Genomic DNA, 17,317 nt, shown 5'->3' on the forward strand with positions numbered 1-17,317 from the left:
ATTAATAGATTCAAAATAATAAGATAGTTGAAAACTAAATAAAGACTTATGATTTAAATTAAATTAAATCGGCATTTAATAAGTCCTTATATGCACTTAAAGCTGCAACTGCGCCTTCACCTGAAGCAACAATCCACTGCCTAACACCACCGGTTACATCACCTGCAGCATAAACTCTATCAATATTAGTTTTCTGCTCTTTATCGGTTATGATGTTTCCCTCACTATCTACATCTACATTTAAAGACAAAGCCAGTTCATTTAAAGCAATGTCACCAATTGATATAAATATCCCATTAACATCAATCTCGGATTCAGTGCCATCCTTATTTAAAAGTTTTATATGGCTTACCAATGGATCCCCCAATATTTCTTCAACGGTAGTATTCCATATAATATTAATATCCTCTTCTTTCAGCTTATCCTCAAGAATCTTCTCACACCTTAAAGCATCACGCCTATGAATCAATGTAACATTACATCCAAGATCATTTAAATACAGGGCATTAGTTACCGCAGTATTTCCTCCTCCAACAATGGCTATATCCTTACCTTTAAAGAACATCCCATCACAAGTGGCGCAATATGAAACACCACGTCCAAGATGTTCATTTTCACCTTTAACATTAAGTTGTTTATGTTTGGAACCTGTTGTTAATATTAAAGCCTTTGAAAGATATTCCTCTTTTGATGTTTTTACAATGAAGTTATTATTGTCATCCTTACCAACTGAGTTAACCCCTTCCATATCATGTATTTCCACATATTGTTTTGCCTGTTTTTCGGTTCTTTCAATTATTTCTAATCCAGATTCATCCAGACAACCTGGAAAATTTTCAATTAAAGGTATTTCCCTTGCCTGACCACCGATTAAATCTTTATCAATAATTAATGTTTTTAAATTTTGCCTTCCAGAGTATATTCCTGCTGAAAGACCTGCAGGACCTCCACCAATAATAATCAAATCATACTCTTCCATCATATAACTTCCATGCATTTAAATAATCTCAAATTATAACTCTATAATCTAATTTATTAATATAATTAAATTCAATTATTTTATAGATTATTGATTTTAATATATTAAATTATTTATTCAGATAGAATTATATAAATGAGGATTATCTGATAAATTTTAAAAACTTAAGAATTATAAATCATGAGAAAATTAGAGATTTTACTTTAAAAATATTTCAGTAACCAAAAAATAAGGGCAAATAGACTAATTAAAAAAAGGAAAGGTAAATTTATCTAGCAGGTAACTGATATGCATCATATGCAGAAACAAGACCAATAATAAACCAAACCAGCTCGGCAATCCATGAAGCAGAAAGATAATATAATATTCCGAATATTATAATTGTTAAAATGAAAATCAATAATCCATTTAAACTTTCATTTTGTATAATTTGACCAACACCTGGTAAAAAGAATGATATAACTGCTGCTAAAACTTTACTAACCATTAAAATCCTCCAAACTAAAAGAAATACCTGATTTTATTACTAAATTAATTTTAATTATTCAAATATAATTAATATTATTTATATTTTTATTACATTATAAATATTTGGATTAAATTATAATATTTTTATAAAAAAATAATAAACAAAATAAGAGCATTATAAACAAAAATAATAATTTTGTACATAAAAAAACAGATATATTAAAACATGAAAAAACTAAATAGATAGAATAAAAAAAATAAATAATAGCATTTAAATGCTATTTAATAATCTTCTTGTAATTCAGCTAATCTTTTAACCCTTTTTAACATATCCGGGTGGGTTGAGAATATTTCCATAAATTTACTACCAGCAGATATTTTAATGTTAGAATTTTTAAGATTTTTAAGCTCTTGAGAGCCTAACACACCATCGCCATCTAAATCCACTTGAGATAGTTCATTAATGTCTCTTTCTGCATGTGATACATCATTTAAGAAAAATGCTTTGGAACCCTCAACATTTTTAATCTCATCTTCAGGTGATGCTGCTGAACCATAAACTAACTTATATAATGCTGTAGCCAAATGTTCCGGTTTACAACCAAGTTCAACACTACCCTGATCCGCATAATATTCCCTTATTCTTGAAACAAGCAATACAAGTAATTGACCAATGAAATAGAATATTAAACCTATAACTCCAATAATTGCACCAGCGTTATCATCGTTACTAGAAAATATAGTACTCCAAGCCAAATAATAACAAATAGTTGGAACTACACTTATTATGGTGGTTATAGCCATATCATGATGTTTAATATGTGACATTTCATGACCTAAAACAGCTTTAAGTTCATCATAAGTTAAAAGACCTAAAATTCCTCTGGTAACTGCTATATGACCATCCCTATGGGATCTACCATATGCAAATGCATTTGGGATTGATGTTTCAGCAATACCAATAGTAGGTTTTGGAAGTCCTGCATTATTAGCTAATTCTTCAACCATACGATGTAAATCAGGAGCTTCTTCTGGTGAAACTCTTTGTACATTCATGGACATTTCAACCATTTTAGGTCCAATTAAATATTGTATAAAGGTTATAGCCAAGGTTAAAATAAGATAGAATAATACACTACCACCTAATCCACATGCAAAACCAACAATGCTTAAAATTACATATAACAGTACAAACATGAGAATAGAAGCAAGCCACATTCTAAGGTGTAGTTTCCATGTACCTTTCATTTTATATCATCTCAATAATTAACATTTTTAAAAGTTTTTAAATTCAACATTACATTATTAAATTTATAAATCCAATTCCAAGACTATTTTAATTAAATTTATAAATTTAATATTAAATTCATTTCGATTCCATTAATAATTTAATATACTAATATTTAATTCTTTCTAAATATATAAAACATTATACTTATCTTTAAAAAAATAGAACCAGAATTAAAAATAAAATCTAAAAAAAAAAGATTAAATTAAAAAATTAAAAATTTTATAAATTATAAACCTCATCTGAAGGTACAATCCTTACATTTTCCTTATGTAACACTTTAATAAGTAAATCTAAATCATGAGTACATAAAAGCAAGATTGCATTATCTGTTTTTTCATGAGTAAATGCATAAAGATAATCTAAATTGATATCATTATCATTTAATATTTTTAAGATTGAAGATAATCCTCCAGGAACATCATTTAATTCAACTGCAATAGCTGTTGAAATTTTAATAGTATAATTATTATCCTCTAAAATTTTTTGACCTTTATTAGGATCATCTACAATGAGTCTTAAAATACCAAATTCAGAGGTGTCAGCTAGTGATAATGCACGTATGTTAACACCATTTTTACCTAAAATATCTAATACTTTATATAATCTACCCTTTTGATTTGTTAAAAATATTGAAAGTTGTTTTACTTTTTCCATAGAAATTCCTTCATAAATTTAAATAAATAAAATTAAATTAATTAAAGTTACGTTTATCAATAACCCTTACAGCTTTAGCTTCACTTCTTGGGATACTTTTTGGTTCAACTAAAGTAACTTTAACTTTAATTCCAATCTCATTCTTGATATATTCCCCAATTTTTCTTTGAATACCTAACATTTCTGTAACATCATCGGAGAAAAGATCAGGTGATGTTTCAACCTTTACCTCGATTTCATCTAAAGAACCTGGACGTGTAACAATAACTTGATAATGAGGTTCAACTTCAGAAACTTTAAGTAAAGCCTTTTCAATTTGTGATGGGAATACTGCTACACCTTTGACTTTAATCATATCATCGGTTCTACCAGTGATTCTTTCCATTCTACAGAAAGTTCTTCCACAGTCACATTTATCATAATGAAGTGCTGTAATATCTTTAGTTCTAAATCTAATAATCGGCATAGCTTCTCTTTGAAGATTAGTTAGAACTAATTCTCCTTTTTCACCTTCAGCTAAGTTTTTACCAGTGTTTGAGTCAATAATTTCCGGATAATAGAAATCCTCTGCAATATGAAGACCGTTTTGCTCTTTACATTCTACACCAATACCTGGACCCATCATTTCAGTAAGTCCGTAAATATTATATGCAGGAACACCGAATGTGTCTTCCAATCTCTTTCTCATTTCCTCAGTCCACATCTCAGAACCGAATGCAATAGCTTTAAGACCAAAATCCCTAGGGTCAAAACCTTCTTCCTTTGCAACTTCGCCAATATATAAACCATAGGAAGGAGTTACAACAAGCAAGGTAGTATCGAAATCGTTCATAAGTTCTACCTGACGACGAGTTTGACCTGTAGAAATTGGTACAACTGTAGCTCCAATCTTCTGTGCCCCATAATGAACACCGAAACCACCAGTAAATAAACCATATCCATGGGTGTTTTGAACTATATCCTCATCGGTTATGCCCCATTCAGTTAAACCTCTAGCCATAAGTTCAGACCAATAATCAATGTCTTTCCTGGTGTATCCCCCAACTACAGGTTTACCTGTTGTACCACTTGATGAGTGAATTTCTATAACTTCTTTCTTATCGACAGCAAACATTCCAAAGGGATAGGACTCCCTTAAATCAGTTTTTGTAGTGAAAGGAAGCTTTTTGATATCTTCTAAAGTTTCTATATCCTCTGGAAAAACTTCACATTCAGTATATTTTTTATGATAGTATGGAACATTATCAAATGCATATTTTACAATATTCTGTAATTTTTTAAGTTGCACTTCATTAATTTCGTCTCTTTCCATACATTCGGCTTTTTCATCCCAAAACATTATTAAAAACCTTCATAATTTCTTAAAATTTTAATTTAAAATTTTTCTGTTTAAAAAAACAATTATATTTAAACATAATAAACTATTATATTTATGTTTTCTTTTCTATAAAATACTTATCTAATTGATTTAACTTCTATATAAATAGCATATTAATCTAATAAAAAAAATTAAAAAATACTTAATATAATAAAAAAAGTAAAAAATTTAAGATTTAAAGTTTCTTAAATATTCTAGACTTTTAATGATAGATTCCTTTTGATTTACTTCAATCATATATATTCCATCATAATGATTTGCCTCAAATGAGGAAATTAAAGTATCAAAATCAACAGTTCCCTCACCAATAGCTAGATGTGAGTCATCATCACCTAGATTATCATGTACGTGAATATGTTTAATTAATGGAGAATACATTTCCTCCGCTTTATAACCATTAGTGTTTGCATGACCAATATCTAAACACATTGCCATATTATATTCTTCTAAAAATTCGGTAAGTTCTTCAAGTCTTGTAAAGGTAAAACCTGGAATATTAGGCATATTCTCAAATACTGCAGTTACACCTAGCTCATCAGCAGTTTCAGCCAATTCAATCATGGATGCCTTATTAATCTGATTGATTTTCTCTTCCAAACCTTGACCTAAAAACGGTATTTTACCTGGATGAACTACAACTGTATCTACATCTAATTCATTAGCCTTTTCAAAGGAATATTTTACCTCATTTATAGAGGCCTCCCTAATTGAAGGGTTCAATGATGAAATATTCATATCTATAATTGGAGAGTGAATTGTATATTTTAAATCAAAGGACAAGATAGCTTCAATATCCATTTCCCTTGATGGATAATCATGTAATAGCTCTACATATTCAATATCATTATCTTCATAAAATCCTAAACCGTTTTCTAAACCATCTTTAAAAGTTACTAAAGTTGATGCACCAATCTTCATTTTTAACACCTATCTTATTATATATCTCTATAAACAGCAGTTATTGGAAAACCAAATTCTATTGCATCCAAAACCTGTTTTCCAACATTAATTGATTTTCTAATCTTTACCTCACCATGTTTACCAACAGTTGCGGTAAATAAATATTGACCATTTATCATTAAATCAAAACTTTTACCAATGTCCTCACGAGGAAAATCAAATATAATATGTTTTTTATTAGTATGATATTCTACTAAAAACGGTTCATTACTCATCAAGCTTTCAATCGGATCTACACCTAAACTAATACCAATATCCTTTTCAATCTCGGCAATACGTTTACCATTCTTACCAATAATCTTAGGAATATATTCCTCATTCAAATATACATTGGCCCTTTCCATGCTCTCAAGTTCTACAAGTATATTAGCACGAGGTGCATATTTCCTCATCCTACGTGTAATTTCCGCCTCAGCAATCTTTTCAACCGGTGTTTTCTCCCTATCCTCATCACCGAAATCATCAATAAGATCCATATCCATTACTATAGTCTGTTCACCATATGTGTATATCTCATTTTTAAGCTCACCAGTTTCAAAATCACGGACCTCTATAACAGGTCTTGCAAGATCTGATTCCACCATACCTGTTGGAACTTTGATCTTAAGTTTATTTTCATAAACCGTTTTAACCTGACCATCCTCGATATAGATAGTCGTATCAACAACGGATGGAATTACACCTAACTCTATTCTATTGGCAATCCTTTGAATTCCATCAATTGGACGGGTTGCATGAACTACACCAATCATACCTACACCTGCAAGACGCATATCTGCAAATATCTTAAAATCATAACTCTTTCTAAGTTCATCATATATTGTAAAGTCTGGTCTTACAAGAAGTAATATATCAGCTGTTTTTTCCATATCTCCTTCGAGTGGAGCATATTGGGTAATTTCATCGGAAACTTGTAAATCTCTTGGAGATTCCATTGTTTTTACGATTTTACCAGTATCCTTATAAAATTCTGCGATTGCCTGCGCAAAAGTAGATTTACCTGCTCCTGGAGAACCGGAAATAAGGATACCCTCAGAACTATTTTTAAGTTTTTCCATTAGTTTATCAGACAAATTATAATCCTCAAGTGAAACATTTGCAACTGGTCTTACGGCAGTAATTTCCATAGCCTCTGAAAAAGGAGGAATAGCTATAGAAATTCTCAATTCACCAGATTGTACAACCATTGCCCCCTCCATATCAGCTTCCAAATAGGTCTTTGGATCGTATCTTTCCTTTTCCAGAATCTCCTCAGCCATATCCTCAAGTTGACTGTATTTCATTGGAGTGCTACCCAACTCAACCAGTTTAATATGTCCTGGTTTTCCAACTTTTGCCATTGGAGGAACATTCTCCTTAAGATGTACTGACATGGTTAACTCATCAAAATAATCAGCAATAGTTAACTTCATATCTGCTTTAGATTTCTGTTTATAATATTCAACTGGTATACCTAATGCTTTTGCACTTTCTGATTGAATTATATCGCTGGTAATTAAGGTTGCAAAATTCTCCTTTGCAACATCCCTAATCATGGCATCAATTTCTCCAGTTTTAGCAAGGGATATTTCATAGTTAGATGGACGTTGACCTACAAAATCAATAGACAAATCACCATTATCACATTTTTCTTGTAGTTTTTTAAGTTCATTTAAACCTGTAAAGCCAGTAGGTCGTTTTTTATTGGCCTGATATTCAAGTTCCGCTACAACTGCCTGTGGAATAATAATTTCAGGATAATTTAAATTCTTTTCCTTAATAATTCTAGTAATTATACCTTCAATAACTGCACTTGTATCTGGTACTAATCTAACAGAATCTTCATAATCATAATCTGTATTCATTTCAATTACCTTTCAAATAGCTAAAATTAGAATAATATTTTAAAATAAATAATTCTTTATAAGTTTCATTTCTACAATTAAATTAATTATCTCCATACATATCTTCCGGATTAAATAATCTGTCCTGAATAATTTCAATATCATCATCGGTGATTTCATCTAATTTATAAACATCTTTTGAATTGTTAATTTGTCTAAAAAAACAAGATTTATAACCTTCATGACATGCTGCACCAATCTGCTCAACTTTTAAAAGAAGTGAATCGCCATCACAATCCACATATATCTCTTTGACTTTCTGGATATTTCCAGAACTTTCACCTTTCATCCATTGCTGGGATCTGGAAGTGCTATAATAATGTGCTTTTTTAGTTTTTAATGTATCTTCAACAGCTTGCCTATTCATAAATGCAACCATCAAAACCTCATTAGTTTTCCAATCCTGAGCTACAGCAATAACTAATTTTTCACCATTTTTCTCATGTCTGAAGTTTAATTCCATTTTATCACATTTTATTTTAATTGAAAAATAAGCATTGTTAAAATTATATCATATACTTTAGTTTTAAATAATTATGAAATTTAATGAATTACTTAATTACTATTCTTAAGCAACTAAAATAATTCAATATAGTGAATTATATTAAATATTTAATTTAAAACATTGCGAATAATTCTGAAATTTAAAGATTATATTAACTTTAATTTAAGGTAACATAACAAAGCTTATTAATGTACCTATAATCTTAAACTAATTAAAAATAAGAATCATAAGAATAATTCTAAATATTTTCTTTAATATAATCAACAATATCCTTAATATTTACTAATTCCTGATTACCGGTTTCCATATTCTTAACAGTGACTTGCTTGTTTTGAACATCATTCGTTCCAACAAGGATAGTTTGTTTAACTCCTAGATTGTTTGCATAAGATAGTAATTTCTTAAACTTCTTACGGGATAAATCTATTTCAGTAGCAATACCTTCCTGACGTAATCTCTGTGCAATATTAAAAGACAATTGTCTTGTTTCTGCAGATATTGGAGCCACATAAACATCAACCTTTGGACCAATTTCAGGTAAATTACCACTTGCCTCTATACCATCCATCAATCTATCAAATCCAAAAGCAAATCCTGTAGATACTACATCATCTCCACCAAATAGCTTAATTAAATTGTAGGTTCCTCCACCACAGACTTGTTTTTGACTACCTAATTCAGGTACATAGATTTCAAATACAATGCCTATATAATAGTCAAGTCCACGTGCTACACCTAAATTCAATTTATAATTTTCAACACCAAAGCTTTTTAATGTGGTAATCAATTCTTTAAGTTCAGTTAGAGGTTTTAAACATTCATCGAATGGTTCCACTAATCTTTTTATATCCTCATATATATCACTTGAACCTACCATATCAATGAGCTTTAAAAGAATTTGGCCTAATTCTTTATTGTCAATAATAGCATCCTGACCAGTTAATGATTCTTTTAATAAATCTTTATCACCCTTATCTACAACAATCATTACTTCACGTGCTTTCTCATCAGGTATTCCATAATGAGCAAATAAACCTCGGATAATGCCCAAATGATTTATATGAATTTCAGCTGAATCAATTCCTAACTTTTCAATAGATTCGTTTGCCATGGCAATAACTTCAGCCTCACCTTCCGGGGATTTGGCACCTATAAGTTCACATCCGAATTGCCAAAATTGTCTAAATCTACCTTTTTGAGGTCTCTCATATCTAAAACAGCTTCCATAATAATATAGTTTAATAGGTTTTGCAGTTTTTGAAAGTTCATTAATATATAATCTTGCAATAGCTGCAGTAATCTCAGGTCTTAATGCAAGTTCCCTGTTGGACTTATCCTTAAAATTATAAAGCTGATCTATAATCTCTTCTCCAGATTTAGTGGTGAATAATTTTAATTCTTCAAATAAAGGAGTTTTAACTTCCCCATAACCATAATTTTCAAAGACTTCTCTTAAAGTATTTTCTACAATCTTTCTTTCTTTCATTTCATCAAAGAGAAAGTCTCTTGTACCTCTAGGTCTTGTAAATTCCACTTATTTTCCTCCTTAATATAATAAATAATTTTTAAATAAAAATGATAATAGATAATTGAAAATTCAATTTATATAGTTAAAATTTGATTTTTTTATCTTATAAAATTAATTATAATATCTGAATTAATATAAGATAAAATGATAAAGAATTTAGAAAAGTTTAATTAATTTAAAATATAGTTTTATGGTTATAAAATAATATAAGTTAATTAAGATATATTATATGTATAAAAGATTAATGATTGAAAAAATTTTTAGTGGTTAATATGGCGATTGATGGAAATACTAAGATTTTCGGTGTTATAGGTAATCCTATTGAACATAGCCTTTCACCTAATATGCATAATGCAAATCTTGAATCTTTAGGTTTAAATTATGTCTATTTACCTTTTCATGTTTATGAGGATAATATAGAATATCTTATTGATGGTGCTAAAGCTTTAAATATCCAGGGATTAAATGTTACTATCCCACATAAAATCAATGTAATAAAATATTTAGATGAGATAGATCCCCTTGCTGAGAAGATAGGCGCCGTAAATACAATTAATTTTGAATATAAATCTGATAAAACAATAGCTAAAGGTTATAATACAGATGTTTTAGGTGCTATGAGAGCCCTTAAGGAAAAAACAGACATAAAGGATAAAGATGTTCTGGTTTTAGGTGCAGGTGGAGCATCAAGGGCAATTTGTTATGGACTTACCGAGGAGAATGTCAATTCAATAACAATATTGAACAGGAATCTTGAAAGGGCCTTAGATTTAGCTGGGGATATTACAAGCAGCACCGAATATACCGTTAATTTTGACGATTTTGAAAATATTGATACACATTTAAGGGATACTGACATTATTATAAACACCACCCCAGTTGGAATATATCCAAATATCTATGACAAACCCTTAATTTATGCCCAACAAATGAATCCGAATATGGTTGTTTTTGACATAGTCTACACTCCACTTGAAACAGGCCTACTTAAGGAGGCTAAAAAAATAGGAGCGACAAGGGTTTCTGGTCTTAAAATGTTTGTGTATCAAGGTGCTGAAAGCTTTAAGATATGGACAGGTAAGGATGCAGACATTAAAGCTATGGAAAAATCTGTAATGAAAGAATCAGGAATCCATAGTCTAAAAGATTTTTAAGTTGTGATTAGATGGAAGATAATTTTTATTTGATTTTCATATACCTGAAGAGGAAGAAACTTTTACCAATTCAAAAAAAGACGTTTTAAGATTTTTATCTGATATTGGAGTAGACACCAGATTTATATCATATACTCAAAGTAAAATCTATATCAATAATCTACGTTTTTCAAAGTTTTCAAGAAGAAGACAAAATACCTTTGAGGAAAAATATCCCGATATAGAGGTTATTAGATCATCACTTTTTCAAGAAATGGCTACCAATGCATCTAGAGAATTATCAGACACACTTAAACCCCAGATGAAAGTCTATATACCACCAAATGCAAATCCGTTAATTGAAATAATACTTGAACCATATACAAGAAAATATGGATTAACATTGATTAACGACGGCAACAGCGATTATGATGTTAAAACATCCGACAAGACCTTGGATATGGAAGTTCACTCAATCATATCTGAGATATTTAGTGGAGATGGTATTCAATTTCCTAGAAAAGATGATGAATATATCTATCCATTAATTAAAATCTCAAATAAACAAATAAATGATTTCTTCAAGGATAGGATAGTTGAGGATACCTTTGATGATGCATCCGGTGAGTTTTTAGATTTCTTGGATGAGACGGTTATACAATATAAGTTTAACATACTTAAATCTGTTGAATATTTAGAAAAAAACAAGAATGCAGATTAAATCGTTGATTTAATTATATATAACCTATAAAGACAATAACTAAACCATAGATTCGGCAATAAGCACAACCTAAATAAACTAAACCTAAATCCAATTAACACAATTTAAAAAAAAATAGAAAAAAGTAGTTAGATTAATGCATCTAAAATTAAAAAAATCAAAAAAAAACGATTTTAAAAGATGAAAATGTCATTAAAAAGAATTAAACTTTTAAATAAAGTTTAAAAGTTGAATAAAGAAGTTTGAACAGTATTGTCCTTTTTCTTCTTAGTTTCAGATTCTTTATCCTCTTTTTTATCCTCTTTTAAATCATTGTTCTTACCTGAATCATTGCTTTTACTAGACTCTTTTGTTTTAGGCATAACTTCTTCATTTGATTTTTTACCAGTTTCCAATGATTCCTCTTTATCCTCTTTTTTAGGCTTTTCATTATCCTCTTTTAAATCATTGTTCCTACATGAGTTGCTGTTTTTATTAGATTCTATTGTTTTAGACTTATTGTCATTACTTGATTTTTTACTGGTCTTTAATGATTCAGATTCCTTATCTTCAATATCTTCCGTTTTTTTATCCCGATTAGAAGGTTGTGAGTTTTGATAATTTAAGGCAAATTCTTCCCTTTCCCTTTGACGTCTTTCGGCCCTTTCCTTTTCCATTTGTTTAATGAACTTTTTAGGAATTTTTTTCTTTCTAAACCTTTTAATCTCATTATCCTCAAGTTCTAGATAGGATGAAATTTCATATGCCGTTCTATCATCCTGAAACATGATTTCAAAATATGGAAACATGGAATATGCCACTTCCATGGAAACATGCATCTTCTCAGACATCTTAATGGCAATATTGTCTCTTAAATTTCTTTTTCCCCTATATCTACCCATTTTTGCAAATGATTGGGGACTTTGAATCTTTGTAAATTTCTTATATCTTTCATCCTTAGATAATGCTACTCCAAGGCCCATAAACTGAGTGGCATATTTCCAGTAGCCATAGTTTCTGGATTGCCTTGCACGTCCGAAGTATAAATCGGCCTCGGAAATAAAGTCATAAGCCTTTTTAATTTCCTCAGGTTTTTTATATTCCCTTGGAATATTTTCAGCTATAAACTCCATTACCAATGTTGGATCCTCATCCACATACATATCCTGTTGGATATGATTAATGTTTTTACTTTTAAGAACCCTAGTTACTGCATTAATCAAGTTGGACTTGTCGTTTTTCTGTGAAACATTATCCAAATCCTCCATTGTTAGGGATTTACTTTCCTCACATAATGCCTGTAATGTGTTTATTGCTGAACGCATATCTCCGTTTGCCCTTTTAGACAACTCTTTTAAAGCATTAGAATCCGCATCAATTCCCTCATTCTTACAGATCTTTCTGAGACCTACGTTTATAGATGTGCTTCTTACTTTACCCATTTTTATAACATGGGTTTTCTTTTTGATTGTTGTAAGTCTTTTGGAATAGAAATCGTTAGCCATCATAATCATTGGATGTTTGGTATTTTCAATGATTTTATTAATGGCCCTTGAACCGCCACGGTCCTGATTACCTGTAATACCGTCTACTTCATCAAGAATAATTAATTTAGGATTATTGGAAAATAATGACTTTGTAGTAGTGGATTCTCCAATGGTATTCATTAAAATATCATATGAACGTTTATCACTTGCATTCAATTCAATATATTCACTGAATTCACGAGCAATAACCTGTGCAAATGTTGTTTTTCCAACACCTGGAGGACCTACAAGTAGTAAGCTTGGTTGTGGATTTCCTTCTTTCCATGCCTCAACCCATTCTTGGATTTCCTTTTTTTGTTTACCGTTACCTATAATCTCTTTAAAGGTTTGAGGTCTGTATTTATCTGTCCATTGCATATTTTTCCCTTTATATAAAGAATATTATAAAAATTTAGCAAGTAATGATTCTAGTTGAATTCTTGGATTAGCACCTTCACGTATTCTAAAATCAGTATCTGCTATGTATTCTACAAGCCCAATATAAACTTCACTGTCCATAATACCTTCAGTTGCTCTTCTTGTAACCTCCTGGTATATTTGAGTAATCATATCTTCCCCACTTGTACCATGTAAAATCATGGAATCTCTTAAAATGTCTCTAGCATTCATAAAGTCTCCAGCTAAAGCAGCAGTAATCATGTTTGATATATCTTCAGGTTTTGATTTGGAAATTACATCATATACAGAATCTTCAGTAATTTCCTCACCTTCGGTAGCAGCGGATTGTAATATATTAACTGATTTACGCATATCCCCTTCTGCAAAGTAAACGATTGTTTCAATACCCTTATCAGTATAATTAAAACCTTCCTCATCACAGATATATTTTAATCTTTTGGTAATAGCTTCTCCTTTAATAGGTGCAAATCTAAAGATAGCACATCTTGATTGAATAGGGTCTATAATTCTTGACGGATAATTACATGATAAAATAAATGAAGCGGTTTTAGTATACATTTCCATTTCACGTCTTAATGCATGCTGTGCATCTTTAGTCATATTATCCACTTCATCAAGGAAGATTATCCTGAATGGAGCACCTACAGGTTTAAGTCTACAGAAATTTTTAATATTATTCCTTACCGTGTCTATACCCCTTGCATCTGAGGCATTTAATTCTAAAAAGTTCTGTTTCCAATATTCTCCTAAAACAGCTTTAGCTAAAGCAAGTGCAGTAGTAGTTTTACCTACACCCGCAGGACCTGAAAACATTAAGTTAGGCATACTTTTTTCACTAGTATATTTTTTTAAACGTTTTACTATCTGATCTTGACCAACAACATCATCTAAAGTTTGAGGTCTATATTTTTCTACCCAAGGTCCCATCATCATTTTCACCATAAAAATATTAAATTAATTCTAATCAAATAAATATTATAAATTTTAATAATCCAAATCAAATAAATCTATCTTTTTTTTAAATTATATTTAAATCAGTAAAATAATTTAAGAAAAAATAAATCTACAATCAATATATAATAATTTTAGATTTTATCAATTATAATATTATCTTTGTAATTTTATCTAAAGGTAATTTTAAAAATTAATTTAATTTCAGCAGAAGAAGAATATTACTAGTTAAAATCCATAAAAACCATCTTTAAAAATAAGATTATAATTGCTAATATCAAAAATTGTTTAACAAATAAATGAAGGATTTTAAGTAATATTTTTTTAATACCATACAATTTTAAAATACTAACAATTATAAAATATATTTGATAAAAAATCAAATACAATTTACTATATGGATTTTTGAATATTTAAAATATGTTGTCATATAAAAAAATGAATCAATGAAAATCCTAGATATTGAAGGTATAATTAAATCTAAAATTAATTTGGAGATTGGAAACAAAAATCAGTACAAAAAACAAGCTAATTTAATTGAAAAATAAGACAAGTAAAATAAAACTTAATAGCATGAAAATATTCTCAGATTAAATAAAAATTAAAGAAAAAGAAAATAAAAATATTTATTCTTGAGGAATTGGAGTGTATACCCTAGTTGCAAGTTCCTCATTAAGGGAATATAAAACTTGTGGATTACCGTCAGCCAATTTAAGTTTTCCTAAATTATCCATCGCATTTTCTTCTTCTTCAACTTGTTCATTAACATACCATTGTAAGAAATTATTGGTTGCATGATCTTTTTGTTCAATAGATAAGTCAACTAAATTATTAATTAGACTAGTTACATATCTTTCATGTTTTAACACATGCTCAAATGCTGCTAATGGACTGTCCCATTCGGTTTGAGGTTCATCAATACTAGTTAAAGTAACTTTTGCTCCCCTTCTAATAATATAATCGAATAATTTCATTGCATGATCTCTTTCCTCTTGAGCTTGAACAGTCATCCAATTAGCAAATCCGTCTAGATTTTCTTCCTTAAAATAAGCAGCCATTGATAAATATAAATAAGCTGAGTAAAATTCTGCATTGACTTGTTCATTTAAACTTTTTTCCATAACTTCATTAACCATATATACCACCTAGTTTAAAAAAAATTTAAAAAATAAAAATTATAAAGTCTAAATTAAATAAAAAATAAGGAATAAATTTAATAATTAATAATAATTAACAATAAGTTTATTCTTCAGCAAATTGGTCTTTACCTACACCACATACTGGACAAACATAGTCATCTGGTAAATCAGCAAATGGAGTACCTTCTGCATCTTCATCATATCTGTAACCACATACTTTACAAACATATACAGCCATATTTTCACCTCATTATTCTATTAATTTAAACATCTTTTTAGGTGCTCCGCACATTGGACATTTAAATGCATCTGAAATCTCTTCCCATGGAGTTCCAGGAGCTATATTCTTTTTTTCGTCACCAACTTCTGTATCATATACATATCCGCAAACTTTACATTTGTATTTTGCCATGATTACACCTCTAGATATAATTATGTTTTAATAGTATAAAACTTTTTTTGATGTATTCATTTATTTTAAAAAATAAAAGATGGTATTTTATTAATGATTCTGAATCTATTTTAAAATAAAAATAGCATCAAATTGCTTTGTTAAAATTAACAAAAAAATAACATATTGAAAACAATTTTTGAACTATCCTCATAAATTTATAAAAGTCAAAAATAAAAAAATAGCTTTATTTAATTAAATGAAGTTCAAATCTTCTTTAAAAAAAGTTAAAAAATAAAAATATTTCTATTAATTAAAAAAAATAAATTGAAATAAAAGAAATTAAAAATAAAAGAATATTATTTTACAAGAAGAACAGGTACCTTGGATACCTCTAAAACCTTGGATGCAACACTGCCTAATTTTTCACTATTGTATTTTTGTTTATCAAAGGAATTACCATGAGCACCAATAACAACTAAATCAGGATTGATTTTACATATCATTACCTTGAAATCTTTAATAGGATCAGCAGTTATAATATGCTCAATTACCATAACACCGTTTTCCTTACCTTTTGCTGTGATTTTATCAAGTACCTCACCGCCTTCATCATCACCTAAAACAAAGGTGGTCTTTGCAGGATCAATAATATATAATGCCGCAACGTCACAATCATATTTTCGAGCAAGGTCAATTCCCATATCTATTGCCATATCTGCAGTTTTTGAACCATCACTAGCAATTAAAATTTTATCAAACATTTTAAAGCCCTTTATTTAAAAATAAAAAATCAAAAAGAGGAGTGTTAGTTATCTTGACGTAGATAGTCTGCATGACAGAAATCAATAAATTTATCAACAAGTTGATCCATGTCTCTACTATCTTCCACAAGATTACCCTCATCCATAAAGATACCTCTATTGGATAATTCCTTCATAAACTCTGTATTATGTGAAACCATTACAATGGTTATTCCATATTCCTTACATAAGAGCTTTAAAGAATTAGAAACATCCCTTAAAGTAATAGGATCCAAATCACCAAATGGCTCATCTAATATCAATATATCTGGTTTTGAACAAAGTACAAGGGATAACATTGCACGTACTTTCTGACCTCCGGATAATTCATAGGAGCGTCTATCAAGTACATCAATAGATAAATCTAAAAGATCAAAAATATCTTTAACCTCTTCTTTAACTTTTGTTGCAGGAAAACTTGGGAATAGATCATTTAAAATTTCAGGCATTATCCCAATTTGTTCCAATCTATGTTTTGCCTCATCCTCGTTTAAATCTGTAAGCAAATATAAGGAATCTAATATTTCATCAGATAAACCCTCTTCCTTAGCAATCTTCTTAGCATTTTCCACTATTTCATTATTCTTATATCCAAGTCTTGCAGCTAA

At 29.5% G+C, this 17,317-nt stretch carries 17 protein-coding genes and 1 pseudogene; 2 read left to right on the forward strand and 16 right to left on the reverse strand.

Annotation, left to right across the window (positions count from 1 at the left end):
- Positions 1-58 precede the first annotated feature (58 nt).
- The 9 genes from ON24_RS03005 to hisS all read right to left on the reverse strand — a co-directional run bounded on the left by ON24_RS03005 (position 59) and on the right by hisS (position 9,652).
- Positions 59-979 (reverse strand): NAD(P)/FAD-dependent oxidoreductase, encoded by a 921-nt coding sequence (locus ON24_RS03005; RefSeq protein WP_040681931.1) that lies wholly within the window; start codon positions 977-979, stop codon positions 59-61.
- Between the two features lie 268 nt (positions 980-1,247).
- Positions 1,248-1,466: a hypothetical protein gene (locus ON24_RS03010; protein WP_016358384.1), complete on the reverse strand. Its 219-nt coding sequence runs from the start codon at positions 1,464-1,466 to the stop codon at positions 1,248-1,250.
- A 263-nt stretch (positions 1,467-1,729) separates the two neighbouring features.
- Positions 1,730-2,695 (reverse strand): zinc metalloprotease HtpX, encoded by a 966-nt coding sequence (locus ON24_RS03015; protein WP_016358383.1) that lies wholly within the window; start codon positions 2,693-2,695, stop codon positions 1,730-1,732.
- A gap of 262 nt (positions 2,696-2,957) precedes the next feature.
- Entirely contained in the window at positions 2,958-3,398 is a 441-nt protein-coding gene (locus tag ON24_RS03020; RefSeq protein ID WP_198008284.1) for an ACT domain-containing protein, read from the reverse strand.
- Between the two features lie 31 nt (positions 3,399-3,429).
- On the reverse strand, positions 3,430-4,731 hold the full coding sequence (locus tag ON24_RS03025) for a phenylacetate--CoA ligase family protein (RefSeq protein ID WP_040681917.1): 1,302 nt from the start codon (positions 4,729-4,731) through the stop codon (positions 3,430-3,432).
- Positions 4,732-4,938: 207 nt separating this feature from the next.
- The gene (locus ON24_RS03030) at positions 4,939-5,688 is read right to left on the reverse strand and encodes a sugar phosphate isomerase/epimerase family protein (protein WP_040681918.1); all 750 of its coding nucleotides are present in this window, start codon (positions 5,686-5,688) and stop codon (positions 4,939-4,941) included.
- Between the two features lie 17 nt (positions 5,689-5,705).
- Complete coding sequence (locus tag ON24_RS03035) at positions 5,706-7,574, reverse strand: PINc/VapC family ATPase (RefSeq protein ID WP_050553540.1); 1,869 nt, start codon at positions 7,572-7,574, stop codon at positions 5,706-5,708.
- 82 nt (positions 7,575-7,656) lie between these two features.
- Positions 7,657-8,076, reverse strand: a complete 420-nt coding sequence (gene hisI / locus ON24_RS03040) for a phosphoribosyl-AMP cyclohydrolase (protein WP_040681919.1) — start codon at positions 8,074-8,076, stop codon at positions 7,657-7,659.
- A 280-nt stretch (positions 8,077-8,356) separates the two neighbouring features.
- On the reverse strand, positions 8,357-9,652 hold the full coding sequence (hisS, locus tag ON24_RS03045) for a histidine--tRNA ligase (RefSeq protein WP_040681920.1): 1,296 nt from the start codon (positions 9,650-9,652) through the stop codon (positions 8,357-8,359).
- Between the two features lie 266 nt (positions 9,653-9,918).
- Here hisS and ON24_RS03050 point away from each other — a divergent pair, with 266 nt between their 5' ends.
- The gene (locus ON24_RS03050; RefSeq protein ID WP_040681921.1) at positions 9,919-10,800 is read left to right on the forward strand and encodes a shikimate dehydrogenase; all 882 of its coding nucleotides are present in this window, start codon (positions 9,919-9,921) and stop codon (positions 10,798-10,800) included.
- Positions 10,801-11,053: 253 nt separating this feature from the next.
- Complete coding sequence (locus tag ON24_RS03055) at positions 11,054-11,500, forward strand: hypothetical protein (RefSeq protein ID WP_236254917.1); 447 nt, start codon at positions 11,054-11,056, stop codon at positions 11,498-11,500.
- Between the two features lie 221 nt (positions 11,501-11,721).
- On the opposite strand, the pseudogene ON24_RS03060 reads toward ON24_RS03055, so the two are convergent.
- From ON24_RS03060 to ON24_RS03090, 7 genes and pseudogenes are all read right to left on the reverse strand, one after another.
- Positions 11,722-13,386: pseudogene (locus ON24_RS03060) on the reverse strand (replication factor C large subunit); the annotation flags it as partial.
- Positions 13,387-13,407: 21 nt separating this feature from the next.
- Entirely contained in the window at positions 13,408-14,355 is a 948-nt protein-coding gene (locus tag ON24_RS03065) for a replication factor C small subunit (RefSeq protein ID WP_016358373.1), read from the reverse strand.
- A gap of 647 nt (positions 14,356-15,002) precedes the next feature.
- Complete coding sequence (locus ON24_RS03070) at positions 15,003-15,512, reverse strand: ferritin (RefSeq protein ID WP_016358372.1); 510 nt, start codon at positions 15,510-15,512, stop codon at positions 15,003-15,005.
- A gap of 106 nt (positions 15,513-15,618) precedes the next feature.
- On the reverse strand, positions 15,619-15,753 hold the full coding sequence (locus tag ON24_RS09255) for a rubredoxin (protein WP_016358371.1): 135 nt from the start codon (positions 15,751-15,753) through the stop codon (positions 15,619-15,621).
- A gap of 12 nt (positions 15,754-15,765) precedes the next feature.
- Positions 15,766-15,927: a rubredoxin gene (locus ON24_RS09260; RefSeq protein ID WP_016358370.1), complete on the reverse strand. Its 162-nt coding sequence runs from the start codon at positions 15,925-15,927 to the stop codon at positions 15,766-15,768.
- A 338-nt stretch (positions 15,928-16,265) separates the two neighbouring features.
- Positions 16,266-16,670, reverse strand: a complete 405-nt coding sequence (locus tag ON24_RS03085) for a universal stress protein (protein ID WP_040681924.1) — start codon at positions 16,668-16,670, stop codon at positions 16,266-16,268.
- Between the two features lie 44 nt (positions 16,671-16,714).
- Positions 16,715-17,317 (reverse strand): ATP-binding cassette domain-containing protein (locus ON24_RS03090; RefSeq protein ID WP_040681925.1); only part of this gene is annotated, 603 nt, incomplete at its 5' end.

Source organism: Methanobrevibacter boviskoreani JH1 (genome assembly GCF_000320505.1).
GTDB classification, from domain to species: domain Archaea; phylum Methanobacteriota; class Methanobacteria; order Methanobacteriales; family Methanobacteriaceae; genus Methanarmilla; species Methanarmilla boviskoreani.